We start from the raw sequence: 15,941 nt of genomic DNA on the forward strand, positions 1-15,941 counted from the left end.
ATCTTGTGGCCCACTCACAGCACTTTGGGTCATCGAGCATCGTTACCATTCCAGGACGCACATCCGATGACGACGAGGGACGGCCAGCGCGTGGGCGAGGCGGCACAGCACCCCGGAGGCACTCCGGCCCGTTCGAGGCTGCGCCGGGCCACGGCACTGCTCGTGGGCGCCACCCTGTTCGCCGGCCTGGTCCAGGCCCGTACGGCCCCCGCGGCGTACGCGGAGAGCTCCGACGGCCGGGCCGTGGACGTGTCGGTGAACTCACTGTCCCCCACCGTGCCCGCCAAGGGCGACACCCTCACGGTGACCGGCACCGTCACGAACAAGAGCAAGCACACCGTCAGCGGTGCCCACGTGGGCGTGGAGATCGCCCCTCAGGGCCCGCTGGGCAGCCGCAGCGCCATCAGCGGCACCTCCACCAGCGCGCCCCACACCCCGGCCGACGGCCAGGAGATCCCCGGGCACACCGTGCCCGTCGACGACCTGCCGTCCGGCATCAGCCGCAGCTTCACCCTGGAGGTCCCGGTCAAGGACCTGGACCTGGGCCGGGACGGCGTCTACCAGCTCGGCGTCTCCCTGACCGGGCAGACCAGGGACCGCGGCTACGACGAGTACCTGGGGATCGAGCGGACCTTCCTCCCCTGGTACCCGGACGGGGACGCCAAGCCGACCCGCTACACCTTCCTGTGGCCGCTGATCGACCGCCCGCACCTCGCCGTGCGCAGCGAGAGCGACGACCAGCAGAGCCCGATCTTCCTCAACGACGACCTCGCCGGGGACCTGGCGCCCGGCGGCCGTCTGCAGCAGATGGTGGCGCTCGGCCGGGACCTGCCCGTCACGTGGGTCATCGACCCGGACCTGCTCGCCACGGTCGACGCGATGACGCGCCGGTACCAGGTCGCGGGGCCCGGTGGTGATCTCGACCACACCACGTCCGGCACCGGCACCGACGACGCGAAGCGCTGGCTGAACAGCCTCAAGGAGGCCGTCGCCGGGGACGAGGTCGTCGCCCTACCCTTCGCCGACCCCGACCTCGCCTCGATCGCGCACCACGGCAAGAGCGTCCCGGGCACCCTGAACCACCTCAAGACCGCCACGGAGCTCGCGACCACGACGGTCGAGACCGTCCTCAACGGCGTGGTCACCCCCGACACGGACGTCTCCTGGCCCGTGGAGGGCGCCGTCGACCCCTCCATCGTCGACGTGGCCACCTCGGCCGGCGCCGACAAGGTGATCGCCCGCAGCGACAGCCTCGGCGAGCCCGGCGGCCTCAGGTACACCCCCACCTCGGCGCGGCCCATCGGCGGGGGCACCACGGCGGTGGTCGCCGATTCCGGGCTCTCCAAGGCCTTCCAGGGCGACATGACGTCGGCCGGGACCTCGACCCTCGCGGTGCAGAAGTACCTGGCCCAGACGCTCATGATCACGATGCAGGCGCCCGACCGGCAGCGCAGCGTCGTCGTCGCCCCGCAGCGCATGGCCAAGGCCTCACAGGCGCAGGCCATGGCCCAGGCCATCACGGAGGTCGCCGCCGGCGGCTGGGCCGAGACCATCGCCTTCTCCGCGGCGGCGAAGGCCACCCCCGACCCCAAGGCCAACCGCACGGTGCCCGGTACCGGGTCCTACCCCAAGCGCCTGCGCAAGCAGGAGCTGAGCACCGCGGCCTTCCGCCAGATCCAGGCGACCCAGGGCGAGCTCGACGACTTCATGGCCCTCCTGAGCAAGCCCGACCGGGTGCGGACCCCCTTCGGCAACGCGCTGATGCGCTCGATGTCCACCGAGTGGCGCGGCTCCTCCTGGAGGTCGGCCGCCTACCGCACGGCCATCTTCGACTACCTGTCCGACCTGATGAGCCTGGTCTACCTGCTCCCCAAGACCGGGACGCTCACGCTGTCGGGCCGCAGCGGCACCATCCCGGTGACCGTGAAGAACGAGCTCGGCCAGACCGTGCAGGGCCTGGAGCTGCGCCTCACGTCCAGCCAGGGCAACAGCCTCGACCCGGGCGACGCGCAGCCCGTGACCGTGGAGGGCGGCCACACCCGCTCCCTGAAGTTCGAGGGCACCGCCGCCCGCAACGGACTGAACACGATCACCGCCCAGCTCTACACGGCGGACGGCGCGAAGTTCGGCTACCCCATCACGTTCCAGGTGGATGTCACCTCGATCACATCCACCGTCATGCTGGTGATCGCCGCCGGGCTCCTGCTGCTCGTGCTGGCGGGCGTCCGGATGTACCACCAGCGCAAGCGCCGCGCGGCCGCCGGGGGCGAGGACGACGACACGGATCCGCCCGGGGACGACGCGGACCCGTCCGGGGACGGGAACACGGGCGAGGACGAGGACGACGCCGCAGAGGGCACCATGGGTGACCGGGAGGGCGTCGAGGACGAGCAGCCGGGTGACCTGGCGCCGGACACCTCCCCGGAAAGTACGGACCCGTCCGGGACGGGTGAGAAGGTGGACCGATAGCCAGCGAGCCATGGCCGATGAGGTGGGGCAGAGATGAACGCACCGTACGACGGTGAGCGCGAACGGGAAGCCGGGGAGCGGTTCCCCGAGCAGCCCGGGCAGCACCCTGCCGCGCCCGACCCGTACCTGCAGGACACCTACGCCCGCGACCCGTACCAGCGGCAGGATCCGACCGCGCAGGACCCGGTGGGCGAGGCGCTGTACGACAGAACCGCGCACCCGCCGGCCCAGCCCCATGCCTACGGGCCGCCGTACGCGCACCAGGAGCCGTACCGCATGCCCTACGCCGACGACGCCAACACCCGGTACGTCGGCGTCGACGAGCTGGTCTCCCACGCTCCGGACGAGGACGGGAGGCCGGCGCGGCCGGACGAGTACGCCCACCTCTTCCGTGACGAGCCGGTGCAGACGGCCCCGGCGGAGCCCGAGCCCGCGGCGGAGCCCGTGGCCGGGAAGTCCGGCGGACGGGCCGGCAGCATCCTCAAGTCCAGCGCGCTCATGGCGGCCGGCACCCTGGTCTCCCGGGTCACCGGATTCCTCCGCACCCTGGTCATGGCGGCCGCGATCGGCGTCGGCACGCTGAACGACGGCTACCAGGTCGCCAACACCCTGCCCACGATGATCTACATCCTGGTCGGCGGCGGCGCCCTCAACGCGGTCTTCATCCCGCAGCTCGTACGGGCCATGAAGAACGACGACGACGGCGGCGAGGCGTACGCCAACCGCCTGCTCACCCTGGTCGTCGTCGGCCTGGCGGCCGTCACCGCCGTCTGCGTGGTCGCCGCACCGGTCTTCATCCAGGCGATGTCCCACGACATCGCCTCGGACCCGGTCAGGTTCGAGGTCGCGGTCACCTTCGCCCGCTACTGCATCCCCACCATGTTCTTCATGGGGGTGCACGTCGTGCTTGGGCAGATCCTCAACGCCCGCGGCCGCTTCGGCGCGATGATGTGGACTCCGGTCCTCAACAACGTCGTCATCATCGCCACCTTCGGCGCCTTCATCTGGGCCTTCGGCTCCTTCACCGACACGCGCGTCTCCTCCGGGACCATCACCCCCGACGGGGTCCGGCTGCTGGGCCTGGGCACCCTGCTGGGCCTGGCGGTGCAGGCGCTGGCGATGCTCCCCTACCTGCGCGACGCCGGCTTCCGGATCCGGCCGCGTTTCGACTGGCGCGGCCACGGCCTCGGCCACGCGGCGAAGCTGGCCAAGTGGACCTTCTTCTTCGTCCTCGCCAACCAGGTCGGCATGATCGTCCTCACCCAGTTCGCCACGGCGGCGGGCGCGGCGGCCGAGAAGACGGGCCACGAGGGCGCCGGCATCACCGGCTTCAACTACGCGCTGCTCCTGTGGCAGATGCCGCAGGCCATCATCACCGTCTCCGTGATGACCGCCGTGCTGCCGCGGATCTCCCGCGCCGCGGCCGACGGTGACGCCGCCGCCGTCCGCGACGACCTCTCCTACGGCCTGCGGACCTCGGGCGTGGCCGTCGTGCCCGCTGCGTTCGCCTTCCTCGCCCTCGGCCTCCCCATGGCCACCCTGCTCTACAGCAGCTCCGGAGAGGGCGCCCTGAACATCGGCTACATCCTGATGGCCTTCGGCCTCGGGCTGATCCCGTTCTCGGTGCAGTACATCGTCCTGCGCGGCTTCTACGCGTACGAGGACACCCGCACCCCCTTCTACAACACGGTCATCGTCGCCGCCTGCAACGCCGTCGCGGCCGCCGTCTGCTACTTCGTGCTCCCCGCCCGCTGGGCCGTGGTCGGCATGGCGGCCGGGTACGGCCTCGCCTACACGATCGGCGTCGGAGTGGCGGTCAAGCGGCTGCGCAGGCGCCTCGGCGGCGACATCGACGGCAAGCGCGTGGTCCGCACGTACGCCAGGCTCTTCGGTGCGTGCATCCCCGCCGCTGCGGGCGCCGGCGCCGTCGTCTACGGTGTCTCGCAATCGCTGGGTCACGGCGCTGCCGCATCGTTGCTGTCGCTGGTGCTCGGCGCCCTTGTGCTGGGCGGGATCTTCTTCATCGCCGCCAAGCGCATGCGCGTCGAGGAACTGACGGCCATGGTCGGCATGGTCAGGGGCCGTCTGGGCCGCTGACGGCGCCCAGCGCGCAACCTTCGTGGGCCGTCGTGTGTCGTGCATAGCGGTGGACTGTTGGCACAATTGTCCTCGGCTGTGTTGTCAGATCTTGCAACGGATGGGGAGGCAGGAACGACGGTGGCGGAACGGAGCACGGCTGCCGTCGGAGTGGCCAACGAGGGCGGCGAAGAGCAGCTCGCCGCCCACACGGACGGGGCCACGGCCGACGAGGCGACGGACCGGAGCGAAGAGCAGGACGCGCCAGAGCAGACCATCCCCGAGGAGACAGCACCGACCAAGTCCGAGCCGCCGGAGCTCCACAGCGGCCACAAGCTCGCCAAGCGCTACCGCCTGGAAGAGTGCCTCACCCGTTCCGACGGCTTCAGCAGCTGGCGGGCCGTCGACGAGAAGCTGCGCCGCGCCGTGGGCATCCACACCCTGCCCGCCGACCACGGCCGGGCCCGTTCGGTGCTGGCTGCGGCCCGCTCCGCCGCCCTGCTCGGTGACCCCCGTTTCGTCCAGGTCCTCGACGCGGTCGAGGAGAACGACCTCGTCTACGTCATCCACGAGTGGCTCCCGGACGCGCGCGAACTGACCGCCCTGATCACCGCCGACCCGCTGGAGCCGCACGAGGCCTACCAGATGGTCAGCCAGATCTCCCAGGCCATGGCGGCCGCCCACCGTGAGGGCCTGGCCCATCTGCGGCTCGGCCCCGACGCCGTGCTGCGCACCGACTCCGGCCAGTACCGCATCCGCGGTCTGGCCGTCGCCGCCGCGTTGCGCGGGATCTCCTCCGAGCGCCCGCAGCGGGAGGACACCGAGGCCATCGGAGCCCTCCTGTACGCCTCGCTCACCCAGCGCTGGCCGTACCCGGAGGACGACCACGGGCTCACCGGCCTCCCCAAGGACGTCGGCCTGGTCGCGCCCGACCAGGTGCGGGCAGGGGTCCACCGTGGGCTGTCGGAGCTGGCCATGCGTGCCCTGGTCAACGACGGGGCGACGGCCTCCCGTGAGCCGGAGCCCTGCACCACCCCCGAGGAGCTGGCCAAGGCCGTCACCGCGATCCCCAAGATCCGGCCGCCCGAGCCGGCGATGGCGCCCTACTCGCGCACCACCTACCAGCAGGGCTCCTACCGCCAGACCGGCGCGGGCCCCGCGTCCCCCGGCGCCACGGCATCCCTCCCCGCCGCGCCGCCCCCGGCCCTGCCCGGCCGCACCGGCAAGGCCCTCAAGTGGTCCGTCTCGGCCCTCCTCATCGTCGCCCTCGGCCTCGGCAGCTGGCAGCTCGCGGAGACGCTGATGGACCGCGAGAACCAGGCGAAGTCCGGAGGGACCTCCACCTCCCACAACACGGGCGGCGACGGCGGCAGCGACAACGGCGGCGCGAACCAAGTGACGCTGAAGCCGCTGCCGGTCCAGGACGCTGCCGAGTACTACCCGGACGGCACGCCGCAGCACACCGAGCAGGTGAAGCTCACCTACGACCAGGACGCCGGGAGCTACTGGCGCAGCAGGAGTTTCCAGAAGGGCCCGGTGCTCGCCCCCTACAAGAAGGGGGTCGGCATCGTCTACGACCTCGGCGCCGTGAAGAAGCTGAGCGCGGCGACGATAGGCCTCTACTACGGCGGAGACCACACCACGGTCGAGCTCTACGCAACGGACTCGTTGTCCTCGTCGGCCGACCTCTCGGGCATGAAGAAGATCGCCACGGTCAAGACCTCCGGTCGTTCCGCCAAGCTCACGACGAAGCAACCCGTGGAGACGCGGTACGTTCTCGTCTGGCTGACGGCCATGCCCAACTCTCCGGCGGACAACTTCAGCCAGTCGGGGTACAAGCAGGCCATCACCGACGTGAGGTTCGAGGGGCAGTAGCCCCGCGGGGAGGGGGACGGTGGGCACGCAAGGAACGGGCGGGGAGGTCAGCGACAGCGACCTCCTCGCCCGTCATGTCGCGGGGGACCCGAACGCCTTCGGGGAACTCGTCCGCCGGCACCGCGACCGGTTGTGGGCGGTGGCGCTGCGGACCCTGGGGGACCGCGAGGAAGCCGCGGACGCCGTGCAGGACGCGCTCGTCTCGGCCTTCCGCTCCGCCCACACCTTCCGCGGGCAGTCGGCCGTCACAACCTGGCTGCACCGCATCACCGTGAACGCGTGCCTGGACCGGGCACGCAAGGCCGCCTCACGCCGCACCGCTCCGGTCACGGACGAGAAGCAGTTCGAGGAACTGCTCGAACCCCATGAGTCCGCCGCGGCCCCCGCCGAGCGGGGCGAGCTCCACCGGGAACTGCTGCGGGCGCTCGGGACGCTCCCCGTGGAGCAGCGGGCCGCCCTGGTCCTGGTCGACATGCAGGGCTACCCCGTGGCCGAGGCCGCCGCCGTCCTGGACGTGCCGACGGGGACGGTCAAGAGCAGATGTGCCCGCGGCAGGGCACGACTGCTGCCGCTCCTCTCCCATCTACGGGAGGCGTCAGGGAGTAGCGGCGATCACCCAGGGGGAAGGAACCGGACGGAGAACGCATCCGTCCCAGAGACGGAGGCCCGGCCGGGCCACGGCTTCACGAAGGGCGGAGGTGGACACCCATGACGTCGACGACGGGTACGGACGAGCACCCCGAGGTCGCCGAGATCTCCGCGCTCACCGAGGGCATCCTCCCGCCCGAGCGCTCGGCCGACGTCCGCGGGCACATCGACGGCTGTGCGCTCTGCGCCGACGTCCACGCCTCGCTGGACGAGATCCGGGGGCTGCTGGGCACCCTCCCCGGCCTGCCCCGGATGCCGGCCGACATCGCGGGCCGGATCGACGCCGCACTCGCCGCCGAGGCACTGCTCGCCGCGAGCGGGGCCGATGTTTCACGTGAAACAGAGACCACGGAGCCGCCCCGTGTTTCACGTGAAACATCGGCCCCGGCAGACGGAAGGCCCTCCGGCCGCGGCACCGGTCCCAGCGGGCCCGGCCGCCCGGGCACCCGGCCCCGTCGCCGCTGGGGGAAGGGGATCCTCATCACCGCTTCCGTGGCCGCCGTGCTCGGTCTCGGGACCGTCCTCGCCCAGTCCGGCTGGAACGCCGGGGGAAGCTCCGACAGCCAGTCGTCGTCGGCCTCCGATGCGGGTGTCAAGGCTGACGCCGACATGCTCGGCGTGCAGGTACACGATCTGCTGACAGACCGCACGAGCAAGGGCACTGAGAGCAAGCCCCAGGGGCAGTCCCCCATGGTCGGCATGGACAGCGCCGCGCCGTCCTGCGTCCTGGGGGCCGTCGACCGCCGGGAGGCCCCGATCGCCTTCCAGCGGGGCCGGTACGAGGGCATGGACTCCTACCTGGTCGTGATGCCGCACGAGGGCGACCCCGCGCTGGTCGACGCCTACGTCGTGGACGCCTCGTGCGCCACCGCGCAGCCCCCCGTCACGGGCACCCTCCTCCGTGAGGAGACATACCCTCGCTAGCGCCGCGCCGATGGGAATGCCCGGACCGTAGGATCCGTTAGGCGGGATGACAATGGTCCCGTCGCCGAGGCACCCGGCGAGTCGGCACAGCAGAGACGAGGAAGCACCCGTGAGCGACGTCCGAAACGTGATCATCATCGGTTCCGGTCCGGCGGGATACACAGCCGCGCTCTACACCGCCCGCGCCTCCCTCAAGCCCCTGGTCTTCGAAGGGGCGGTCACGGCCGGCGGTGCTCTGATGACCACGACCGATGTGGAGAACTTCCCCGGCTTCCGCGACGGCATCATGGGCCCCGACCTCATGGAGAACATGCGGGCCCAGGCCGAGCGGTTCGGTGCCGAGCTGATCCCGGACGACATCGTCGAGGTCGACCTCGAGGGCGACATCAAGACCGTCACCGACTCCGCGGGCACCGTCCACCGGGCGAAGGCCGTCATCGTCGCCACCGGTTCCCAGCACCGCAAGCTGGGCCTGCCCAACGAGGACCAGCTCTCCGGTCGCGGCGTCTCGTGGTGCGCCACCTGTGACGGCTTCTTCTTCAAGGACCACGAGATCGCCGTCATCGGCGGTGGCGACACCGCCCTGGAGGAGGCGACCTTCCTCTCGCGCTTCGCCAAGAGCGTGAGGGTCGTCCACCGCCGGGACACCCTCCGCGCCTCCAAGGCCATGCAGGAGCGTGCCTTCGCCGACCCGAAGATCTCGTTCGTCTGGGACAACGAGGTCGCCGAGATCAACGGCGACGGCAAGCTCTCCGGCCTGGTCCTGCGGAACACCAAGTCCGGCGAGACCTCCGAGCTGCCGGTCACCGGACTCTTCATCGCGATCGGCCACGACCCGCGGACCGAGCTGTTCAAGGGCATCCTCGACCTGGACGAGGAGGGCTACCTCAAGGTCGAGTCCCCCAGCACCCGTACGAAGATCCCCGGGGTCTTCGCCGCCGGCGACGTCGTGGACCACACCTACCGCCAGGCGATCACCGCCGCGGGCACCGGTTGCTCCGCCGCCCTGGACGCCGAGCGCTACCTCGCCGCTCTGAGCGACGCGGGCAGCGAGCACACCCGCGAGCCCGAGCAGACCGCCGCCGCGGTCGTCTGACCGCACCGCACAAGCAAGTACCCGTCCTACACACCGAGGAGACAGCCGTGGCCGGCAACACCAAGACCGTGACCGATGCGACCTTCGACGAGGAGGTCCTGTCCAGCGACAAGCCCGTGCTCGTCGACTTCTGGGCCGAGTGGTGCGGTCCGTGCCGCCAGATCGCCCCCTCCCTGGAGGCGATCGCCGCGGAGCACGGCGACCAGATCACCATCGTCAAGCTGAACATCGACGAGAACCCGGTCACCGCCGCCAAGTACGGCGTCATGTCGATCCCGACCCTCAACGTCTACAAGGGCGGTGAGGTCGTGAAGACCATCGTCGGCGCCAAGCCGAAGGCCGCCATCGAGCGCGACCTGTCCGACTTCATCGGCTGAGCACCGCAGACGGACACGAAAGGGCCCGCCCCCGTGAGGGGCGGGCCCTTCGTCCGTCACAGGGGCCGCAGCGCCGGCTCCTTCTGCACGGCGCCGAGCAGCCGGTCGATCGCCATCTCGACGTCCTCCTTCCAGGAGATCGTCGTCCGCAGTTCCAGCCTCAGCCGGGGGAACCGCGGGTGCGGCCGCACCGTCTTGAACCCGACCGCCAGCAGGTGCTCGGCGGGGAGCACGCACGCGGGCTCCTCCCAGCGCGCGTCACCGAAGGCCTCGATCGCCCGGAAGCCCCGCCGCACCAGGTCCTTGGCCACGGACTGCACCAGGACCCGGCCCAGTCCCTGTCCCTGGAAGCCCGGGAGGACGCGGGCGGTCATCAACTGGACCGCGTCGGGGGAGACGGGACTCGTGGGGAAGGCCGTCGAGCGCGGCACGTAGGCCGGCGGGGCGTACAGCACGAAACCGGCCGGCACCTCGTCCACGTAGACGACACGGCCGCAGGAACCCCACTCCAGGAGGACCGCGGAGATCCAGGCCTCCTTCTCGAGCTCGGGCTTGCCGGCTTGGACGGCGGCCTCACCGCTTACCGGATCGAGTTCCCAGAAGACGCACGCGCGGCAGCGGTTGGGGAGATCCGGGAGGTTGTCCAGCGTGAGCGGAACGAGCCGACGCCCCATGAGGTCTGACCCTCGTTTCTGTCGTGGACCCAACTGCCGACGAAGCCACCCACGGCGCCCAGCCCAAGCCCCGCTGCGAGGAGGGCGGCCTTCTGCCAATCGTGCTCCACTCCGACGCGCCGCACCGATCGCATGAGCCCCTCCTCGGAGGTAGTGCTCCATCCCGTACGCATCGTATCCGCGGGCGGACAAGTCCGACACCGGAGCAACGCGAACGGCCCAGCAAAAAGCGGGTCACATCCCGCTCGGGATGCGACCCGCCCAGAAGTTGCGGCCCGTCACATGACGGGGAGGGGATCACTCCTCCTCGTCGGTCTCCTCGGTGAGCGACCGCTCGAGAACCTCGCCCTCACCAGGGGCCATCGAGCCGAGGATGCGCTCCAGGTCCTCTATCGAGGCGAACTCCACGACGATCTTCCCGCGCTTCTGCCCCAAGTCCACCTTCACCCGGGTCTCGAAGCGGTCCGAGAGCCGCAGCGCCAGATCGGTCAGCGCGGGAGACATCCGCTTGCCGGCCCGGGGGGACGGGGCCTTCCTCGTCGGCTGGGACTCGGAGTTCATCACATGCACGATCTCCTCGACCGCGCGCACCGAGAGCCCCTCGGCCACGATCCGGCTGGCGAGCCGGTCCTGGTCCTCCACGTCCTCCAGGGCGAGCAGGGACCGTGCGTGCCCGGCGGAGAGCACACCGGCCGCCACACGGCGCTGTACGGGCGCGGAGAGCTTCAGCAGGCGCAGGGTGTTGGAGACCTGGGAACGGGAGCGGCCGATGCGGTCGGCGAGCTGCTCGTGCGTGCAGGCGAAGTCCTTGAGGAGCTGGTCGTAGGCGGCCGCCTCCTCCAGCGGGTTCAGCTGGGCACGGTGCAGGTTCTCCAGCAGCGCGTCCAGGAGGAGCTTCTCGTCCTCGGTGGCCCGCACGATCGCCGGGATGGCTTCCAGGCCCGCCTCACGGCTGGCCCGCCAGCGGCGCTCACCCATGATGAGCTCGTAGCGCTCCGGTCCGACCTGACGGACGACGACCGGCTGCAGGAGGCCGACCTCCTTGATGGAGGTCACCAGCTCGGCCAGCGCGTCCTCGTCGAAGACCTCACGCGGCTGACGCGGGTTGGGGATGATCGCGTCCAGCGGCAGCTCGGCGAAGTACGCCCCTGCGACCATCGGCGGCTCCTGGGCCGCGATGGCTTCGGGGGTTTCACGTGAAACCGGGATCGCAGCGGTGCCCTCACGACCCTGCTGTTCCACCAGGGCCGCCACCTTGGCGACGGCGACCCCTCGTTCCGGCGCCAGGACCGGGGCGGCGTTCGCCGCCGTCGCCACCGCGGTCGCGGCCGCCGCGTCCACACCGTTCGGTGCGGCGGGAATCAGCGCGCCAAGACCACGGCCGAGTCCTCTGCGTCGCTCACTCACTGGATCCCCTCCGAGGTGTTCTGCTCATTGACTTCTTGGGTGCGCCCCAGCCCGCGCAGGGCCATCTCGCGTGCAGCCTCCAGGTACGACAGCGCTCCGCTCGAACCCGGATCGTAGGTCAGCACCGTCTGGCCGTAGCTGGGGGCCTCCGAGATGCGGACCGAGCGCGGGATGCTCGTGCTCAGCACCTCCTTGCCGAAGTGGGTGCGCACTTCTTCGGCGACCTGCGAGGCGAGCCGGGTCCGGCCGTCGTACATGGTCAACAAAATGGTGGAGACGTGGAGCTTCGGGTTGAGGTGGCCACGCACCAGTTCCACGTTGCGGAGCAACTGGCCCAGTCCTTCCAGGGCGTAGTACTCGCACTGGATGGGGATGAGGACCTCGGCACCGGCGACCATGGCGTTGACGGTCAGCAGACCGAGCGAGGGCGGGCAGTCGATGAGGATGTAGTCCAGCGGCTGCTCGTAGGACTCGATGGCCCGCTGCAGCCGGCTCTCCCGGGCTACCAGCGAGACCAGCTCGATCTCGGCACCGGCCAGGTCGATGGTGGCGGGGGCACAGAACAGGCCCTCCACGTCCGGCACCGGCTGGACTACGTCGGAGAGCGGCTTGCTCTCGACCAGGACGTCGTAGATGGAGGGGACTTCGGAGTGGTGGTCGATCCCTAGGGCGGTGGATGCATTGCCCTGGGGGTCGAGGTCGACGACCAGCACCCGGGCCCCGTGCAGGGCCAGGGAGGCGGCCATGTTGACCGTGGTGGTGGTCTTGCCGACCCCGCCCTTCTGGTTGGCGACCACGACCACTCGGGTCTGGGGTGGGCGGGGGAGTCCTTCACCGGCCCGCCCCAGCGCCTCCACGGCCAGTTGGGCTGCACGGCCGATGGGGGTGTCGTCCATCGGGGGCGGTGTTTCACGTGAAACATCATCCCCGAACGACTCGGTGCGGGGACCGGGGACCGGATCGGCCATCGGTCCCGCGATGTTGGCGTCGGACCGCAAGGATTCACTCTCCTCGACTACAAGCTCGCAATGAACAGAGCCTGCCATGCTTTCGGGGTCACGAACCAGTGAGGGCCGTTCTCCTGTGGATGAATCCACCGGTTGGGTCGCTGAATGGGTCATCTCGACGGCCCGATGAGAGAGCGATTCGGCCGCGGCACGGGCGCGGCCGAGGATTCCTGGAAGTAGAGAGCGCCGTTTCACGTGAAACACGATGCGCAGCGCGGCGACCGTTTCCTACACGACACTCCGGATTGTGTACGTATGGCCGTTTGTATGGAGCACACGACCCCAGCCGCGATCAGCGTTGGCGCCGGCGGCTCTCCCGGGCCGCCTTGGCCCTCCGGGTCGCCGCACGGACACCACCGGGGCTCTCCCCCGCGAGCACCCGCACCACGGTCGACAGCGGATCCACGATCCCCTCGCCGACCTGGACCACGGAGGTCTCCACGGCACCGAGACGGCTCAGCGCGGCACGCGCCGCCTTCAGCTCCTCCTCGGCCGTGTCGCCCTTGAGGACGGTCATCTCCCCGTGCGGACGGAGCAGGGGAAGTCCCCAGCCGGCGAGCCGGTCCAGGGGGGCCACGGCGCGCGCGGTCACCACGTCCACCGGAGGCACCTTGCCCACCATCTCCTCGGCCCGGCCACGCACCACCACGACGTTGGACAGCCCCAGCAGCCGCACGGCCTCCTCGAGGAAGGTGGTCCTGCGCAGCAGCGGCTCCAGCAGGGTGATGCTGAGGTCCGGCCGGGTCAGTGCCAGCGGGATGCCCGGCAGCCCCGCCCCCGAGCCCACGTCGCACACCGAGACGCCCTGGGGGATCACCTCGGCGAGCACCGCGCAGTTCAGCAGATGGCGTTCCCACAGCCGGGGCACCTCCCGCGGACCGATCAGCCCGCGACGCACGCCCGCGTCGGCCAGCAGTTCCGCGTACCGCACCGCGTCCGCGAAGCGCTCCCCGAACACCTCACGTGCCGCCTCCGGCGCCGGGGGGAGCTCCGCCGCTGCCTCCGTCACGAGAACCGTCCTTCCGTTGTTACGGGCCTTCTCCAGGCTGACAAGATTCGGCCCCGCCTGCGAACAGACGGGGCCGAGTGAGTACCGCTGAGACCGGGGGAGGTCAGGAGGCCGGAAGGACGACCACCCGGCGCTCGGGCTCCTCGCCCTCGGACTCGCTGCGCAGCCCCGCGGCGGCCACGGCGTCGTGCACGACCTTGCGCTCGAAGGGCGTCATCGGCTTCAGCTTGACCGGCTGGCCGGAGCCCTTGACCTCCTCGGCCGCCTTCTCGCCCAGCTCGGTCAGCTCGGCCCGCTTCTGCGCCCGGAAGCCGGCGATGTCCAGCATCAGCCTGCTGCGGTCGCCGGTCTCCCGGTGGACCGCGAGCCGGGTCAGCTCCTGGAGCGCCTCCAGCACCTCGCCGTCCCGGCCGACGAGCTTGTTGAGGTCACGGCTCGACGGGTCGCCGACGATGGAGACCGAGGCGCGGTCCCCTTCGACGTCCATGTCGATGTCACCGTCGAGGTCGGCGATGTCCAGCAGCCCCTCGAGGTAGTCGGCCGCGATCTCGCCCTCCTGCTCGAGGCGGGTGAGCGCGTCGGTGGTGTTGCCGTCCGTCACGGCAGGACTCCTCTACTACTTCTTCTTCGACAGGTTCGGCTTGTCCGCGCCGCTGCTCGGCTTGGGCTTGGTGCCCGCGGTCGCTCCGCCGCCCGGCTTGGGCTTCGGCTTGGTGCCGCCGGCAGCAGCACCCGGCTGCGCGGGACCGCCCGTCTGGCGCTGGGACTTGGTCTGGCGCTTGGGCTGGCTGCGCTTCACCGGCGCCGCGTCCTGCAGCTCCTTGTCGGCGGCGGGCTCGTCCTTCAGCTTGCCCTTGGCCTTCAGGCGCTCCTGGCGCTGCTGGAAGGCGAGGCTGCCGGGGGTCGGGTTCCGGCGGATGACGAACATCTGCTGCCCCATGGTCCACACGTTGGTGGTCAGCCAGTAGATGAGGACACCGACGGGGAAGTTGATGCCGAAGACGGCGAACATGATCGGGAAGACGTACATCAGCATCTTCTGCTGCTGCATGAACGGCGTCTTCACCGTCATGTCGACGTTCTTCGTCATCAGCTGGCGCTGCGTGTAGAACTGCGAGGCCGACATCAGGATGATCATGATGACGGTGACCACGCGGACGTCGGTGACCGAGGCGCCCAGCGAGGCGAGCTTGTCAGCGCTGTCGGTGAACTTCGCGGCGAGCGGGGCGCCGAAGATGTGCGCCTTCTGGGCGCTGTTGACCAGGTCCTGGCTCATCACGCCGACCTGCTTGCCCTGCGCGATGTAGCTCAGCACGTGGTACAGCGAGAAGAAGAAGGGGGACTGCGCCAGGATCGGAAGGCACGAGGAGAGCGGGTTGGTGCCCGTCTCCTTGTACAGCTTCATCATCTCTTCGGACTGGCGCTGCTTGTCGTTCTTGTAGCGCTCCTGGATCGCCTTCATCTTGGGCTGGAGCGCCTGCATGTTCCGGGTCGACTTGATCTGCTTCACGAAGAGCGGGATCAGGCAGATCCGGATCAGGACCACCAGAGAGACGATCGACAGACCCCAGGCCAGGCCGCCGTCCTTGTCAAAGACAAGACCGTACAGCGAGTGGAACTGGACGATGATCCACGAAACGGCGGCGTAGAGGGGGTTCAAGATCCCCACGGTCAGGCTCCTTGGGCATGAGGCGTCTCGACGGGCTCGGGAGTAACGGACCCGCCTGGTGCGTCACCCCGGAGGGCTTCGCGCAGGCGAGCGTGCCACGGCGGTCGCTTGCGCGGGGGGACATGGTCCACACCGCCGAGCGACCACGGGTTGCAACGCAGGATCCGCCACGCGGTCAAGGCAGTGCCCTTGATCGCGCCGTGCCGATCGATCGCCGTATACCCGTAGTGAGAGCACGAGGGGTAGTACTTGCAGACCGGACCGAGCAACGGGCTGATGGTCCACTGGTAAATCTTGATCAAGGCCAGCAACGGGTACTTCATAGCGCCACCCCCAGGAGCCTCCCGAGGGCGGCATCCAGGTCTCGGGCCAGCTGTGAATGGTCTGCGTCACCCGCACCGGGCAGCGCTCGTACGACTACCAGGCTACCGGGGGGCAGCACGGACAGACGTTCGCGGACGAGGTGACGAAGCCGACGCTTGACCAGGTTCCGGGTCACGGCGTCGCCGACGGCCTTGCTCACGACGAAACCCGCACGCGCCGGGGAGGCACTCCCCCCCGCCGCGTGCGGGTCCCTTGTGTCACTGTCGGTGCGCAGGTGGACGACCAAGAGCGGCCGTCCGGCCCGGCGTCCTCGACGTACCGCCGTCGCGAAGTCCTGGCGCCGCCTCAGCCGATTACCGGTGGGCAGCACGACTCACACCTCGCGC

15 protein-coding genes are annotated in these 15,941 nt (G+C 70.2%); 7 read left to right on the forward strand and 8 right to left on the reverse strand.

Features of this window, described 5'->3' with window-relative positions; all coding sequences use genetic code 11:
- Positions 1-66 precede the first annotated feature (66 nt).
- The 7 genes from OG937_22630 to trxA all read left to right on the forward strand — a co-directional run bounded on the left by OG937_22630 (position 67) and on the right by trxA (position 9,465).
- Complete coding sequence (locus tag OG937_22630; GenBank protein ID WUD74290.1) at positions 67-2,469, forward strand: DUF6049 family protein; 2,403 nt, start codon at positions 67-69, stop codon at positions 2,467-2,469.
- A 33-nt stretch (positions 2,470-2,502) separates the two neighbouring features.
- The gene (gene murJ / locus OG937_22635) at positions 2,503-4,566 is read left to right on the forward strand and encodes a murein biosynthesis integral membrane protein MurJ (GenBank protein ID WUD74291.1); all 2,064 of its coding nucleotides are present in this window, start codon (positions 2,503-2,505) and stop codon (positions 4,564-4,566) included.
- Positions 4,567-4,686: 120 nt separating this feature from the next.
- Positions 4,687-6,420: a protein kinase family protein gene (locus tag OG937_22640; GenBank protein ID WUD74292.1), complete on the forward strand. Its 1,734-nt coding sequence runs from the start codon at positions 4,687-4,689 to the stop codon at positions 6,418-6,420.
- Positions 6,421-6,439: 19 nt separating this feature from the next.
- Positions 6,440-7,132: an RNA polymerase sigma factor SigM gene (sigM, locus tag OG937_22645; GenBank protein WUD74293.1), complete on the forward strand. Its 693-nt coding sequence runs from the start codon at positions 6,440-6,442 to the stop codon at positions 7,130-7,132.
- Complete coding sequence (locus OG937_22650; protein WUD74294.1) at positions 7,129-7,992, forward strand: hypothetical protein; 864 nt, start codon at positions 7,129-7,131, stop codon at positions 7,990-7,992. The genes sigM and OG937_22650 overlap by 4 nt, the downstream gene beginning before the upstream one ends.
- Before the next feature lie 109 nt (positions 7,993-8,101).
- Positions 8,102-9,088 (forward strand): thioredoxin-disulfide reductase, encoded by a 987-nt coding sequence (gene trxB / locus OG937_22655; GenBank protein WUD74295.1) that lies wholly within the window; start codon positions 8,102-8,104, stop codon positions 9,086-9,088.
- A gap of 47 nt (positions 9,089-9,135) precedes the next feature.
- Positions 9,136-9,465: a thioredoxin gene (gene trxA / locus OG937_22660; protein WUD74296.1), complete on the forward strand. Its 330-nt coding sequence runs from the start codon at positions 9,136-9,138 to the stop codon at positions 9,463-9,465.
- A gap of 56 nt (positions 9,466-9,521) precedes the next feature.
- Here the strand turns inward: trxA and OG937_22665 are convergent, their stop codons facing one another.
- The 8 genes from OG937_22665 to rnpA all read right to left on the reverse strand — a co-directional run bounded on the left by OG937_22665 (position 9,522) and on the right by rnpA (position 15,925).
- The gene (locus OG937_22665) at positions 9,522-10,139 is read right to left on the reverse strand and encodes a GNAT family N-acetyltransferase (protein WUD74297.1); all 618 of its coding nucleotides are present in this window, start codon (positions 10,137-10,139) and stop codon (positions 9,522-9,524) included.
- A 297-nt stretch (positions 10,140-10,436) separates the two neighbouring features.
- Complete coding sequence (locus tag OG937_22670; GenBank protein WUD74298.1) at positions 10,437-11,546, reverse strand: ParB/RepB/Spo0J family partition protein; 1,110 nt, start codon at positions 11,544-11,546, stop codon at positions 10,437-10,439.
- Complete coding sequence (locus tag OG937_22675; protein ID WUD74299.1) at positions 11,543-12,592, reverse strand: ParA family protein; 1,050 nt, start codon at positions 12,590-12,592, stop codon at positions 11,543-11,545. The genes OG937_22670 and OG937_22675 overlap by 4 nt, the downstream gene beginning before the upstream one ends.
- A gap of 253 nt (positions 12,593-12,845) precedes the next feature.
- Entirely contained in the window at positions 12,846-13,562 is a 717-nt protein-coding gene (gene rsmG / locus OG937_22680) for a 16S rRNA (guanine(527)-N(7))-methyltransferase RsmG (protein ID WUD74300.1), read from the reverse strand.
- Between the two features lie 103 nt (positions 13,563-13,665).
- Positions 13,666-14,163, reverse strand: coding sequence for a single-stranded DNA-binding protein (locus tag OG937_22685; GenBank protein WUD74301.1), 498 nt, complete (start codon positions 14,161-14,163; stop codon positions 13,666-13,668).
- Positions 14,164-14,178: 15 nt separating this feature from the next.
- Positions 14,179-15,231: a membrane protein insertase YidC gene (yidC, locus tag OG937_22690; protein ID WUD74302.1), complete on the reverse strand. Its 1,053-nt coding sequence runs from the start codon at positions 15,229-15,231 to the stop codon at positions 14,179-14,181.
- Between the two features lie 2 nt (positions 15,232-15,233).
- Positions 15,234-15,554: a membrane protein insertion efficiency factor YidD gene (gene yidD, locus OG937_22695; protein WUD74303.1), complete on the reverse strand. Its 321-nt coding sequence runs from the start codon at positions 15,552-15,554 to the stop codon at positions 15,234-15,236.
- Positions 15,551-15,925 carry a ribonuclease P protein component gene (gene rnpA / locus OG937_22700; GenBank protein ID WUD74304.1) on the reverse strand — a complete coding sequence of 125 codons (375 nt, stop codon included), beginning with the start codon at positions 15,923-15,925 and terminating at the stop codon, positions 15,551-15,553. The genes yidD and rnpA overlap by 4 nt, the downstream gene beginning before the upstream one ends.
- Between the last annotated feature and the right edge of the window lie 16 nt (positions 15,926-15,941).

This window comes from Streptomyces sp. NBC_00510 (assembly GCA_036013505.1).
Taxonomy (GTDB): domain Bacteria; phylum Actinomycetota; class Actinomycetes; order Streptomycetales; family Streptomycetaceae; genus Actinacidiphila.

Coding starts and splice junctions, on each gene's coding strand:
- OG937_22630 (WUD74290.1), top strand. CDS start 67: ATGACGACGAGGGACGGCCAGCGCGTGGGCGAGGCGGCACAGCACCCC.
- murJ (WUD74291.1), top strand. CDS start 2,503: ATGAACGCACCGTACGACGGTGAGCGCGAACGGGAAGCCGGGGAGCGG.
- OG937_22650 (WUD74294.1), top strand. CDS start 7,129: ATGACGTCGACGACGGGTACGGACGAGCACCCCGAGGTCGCCGAGATC.
- OG937_22665 (WUD74297.1), bottom strand. CDS start 10,139: ATGGGGCGTCGGCTCGTTCCGCTCACGCTGGACAACCTCCCGGATCTC.
- OG937_22675 (WUD74299.1), bottom strand. CDS start 12,592: ATGGCAGGCTCTGTTCATTGCGAGCTTGTAGTCGAGGAGAGTGAATCC.
- yidD (WUD74303.1), bottom strand. CDS start 15,554: ATGAAGTACCCGTTGCTGGCCTTGATCAAGATTTACCAGTGGACCATC.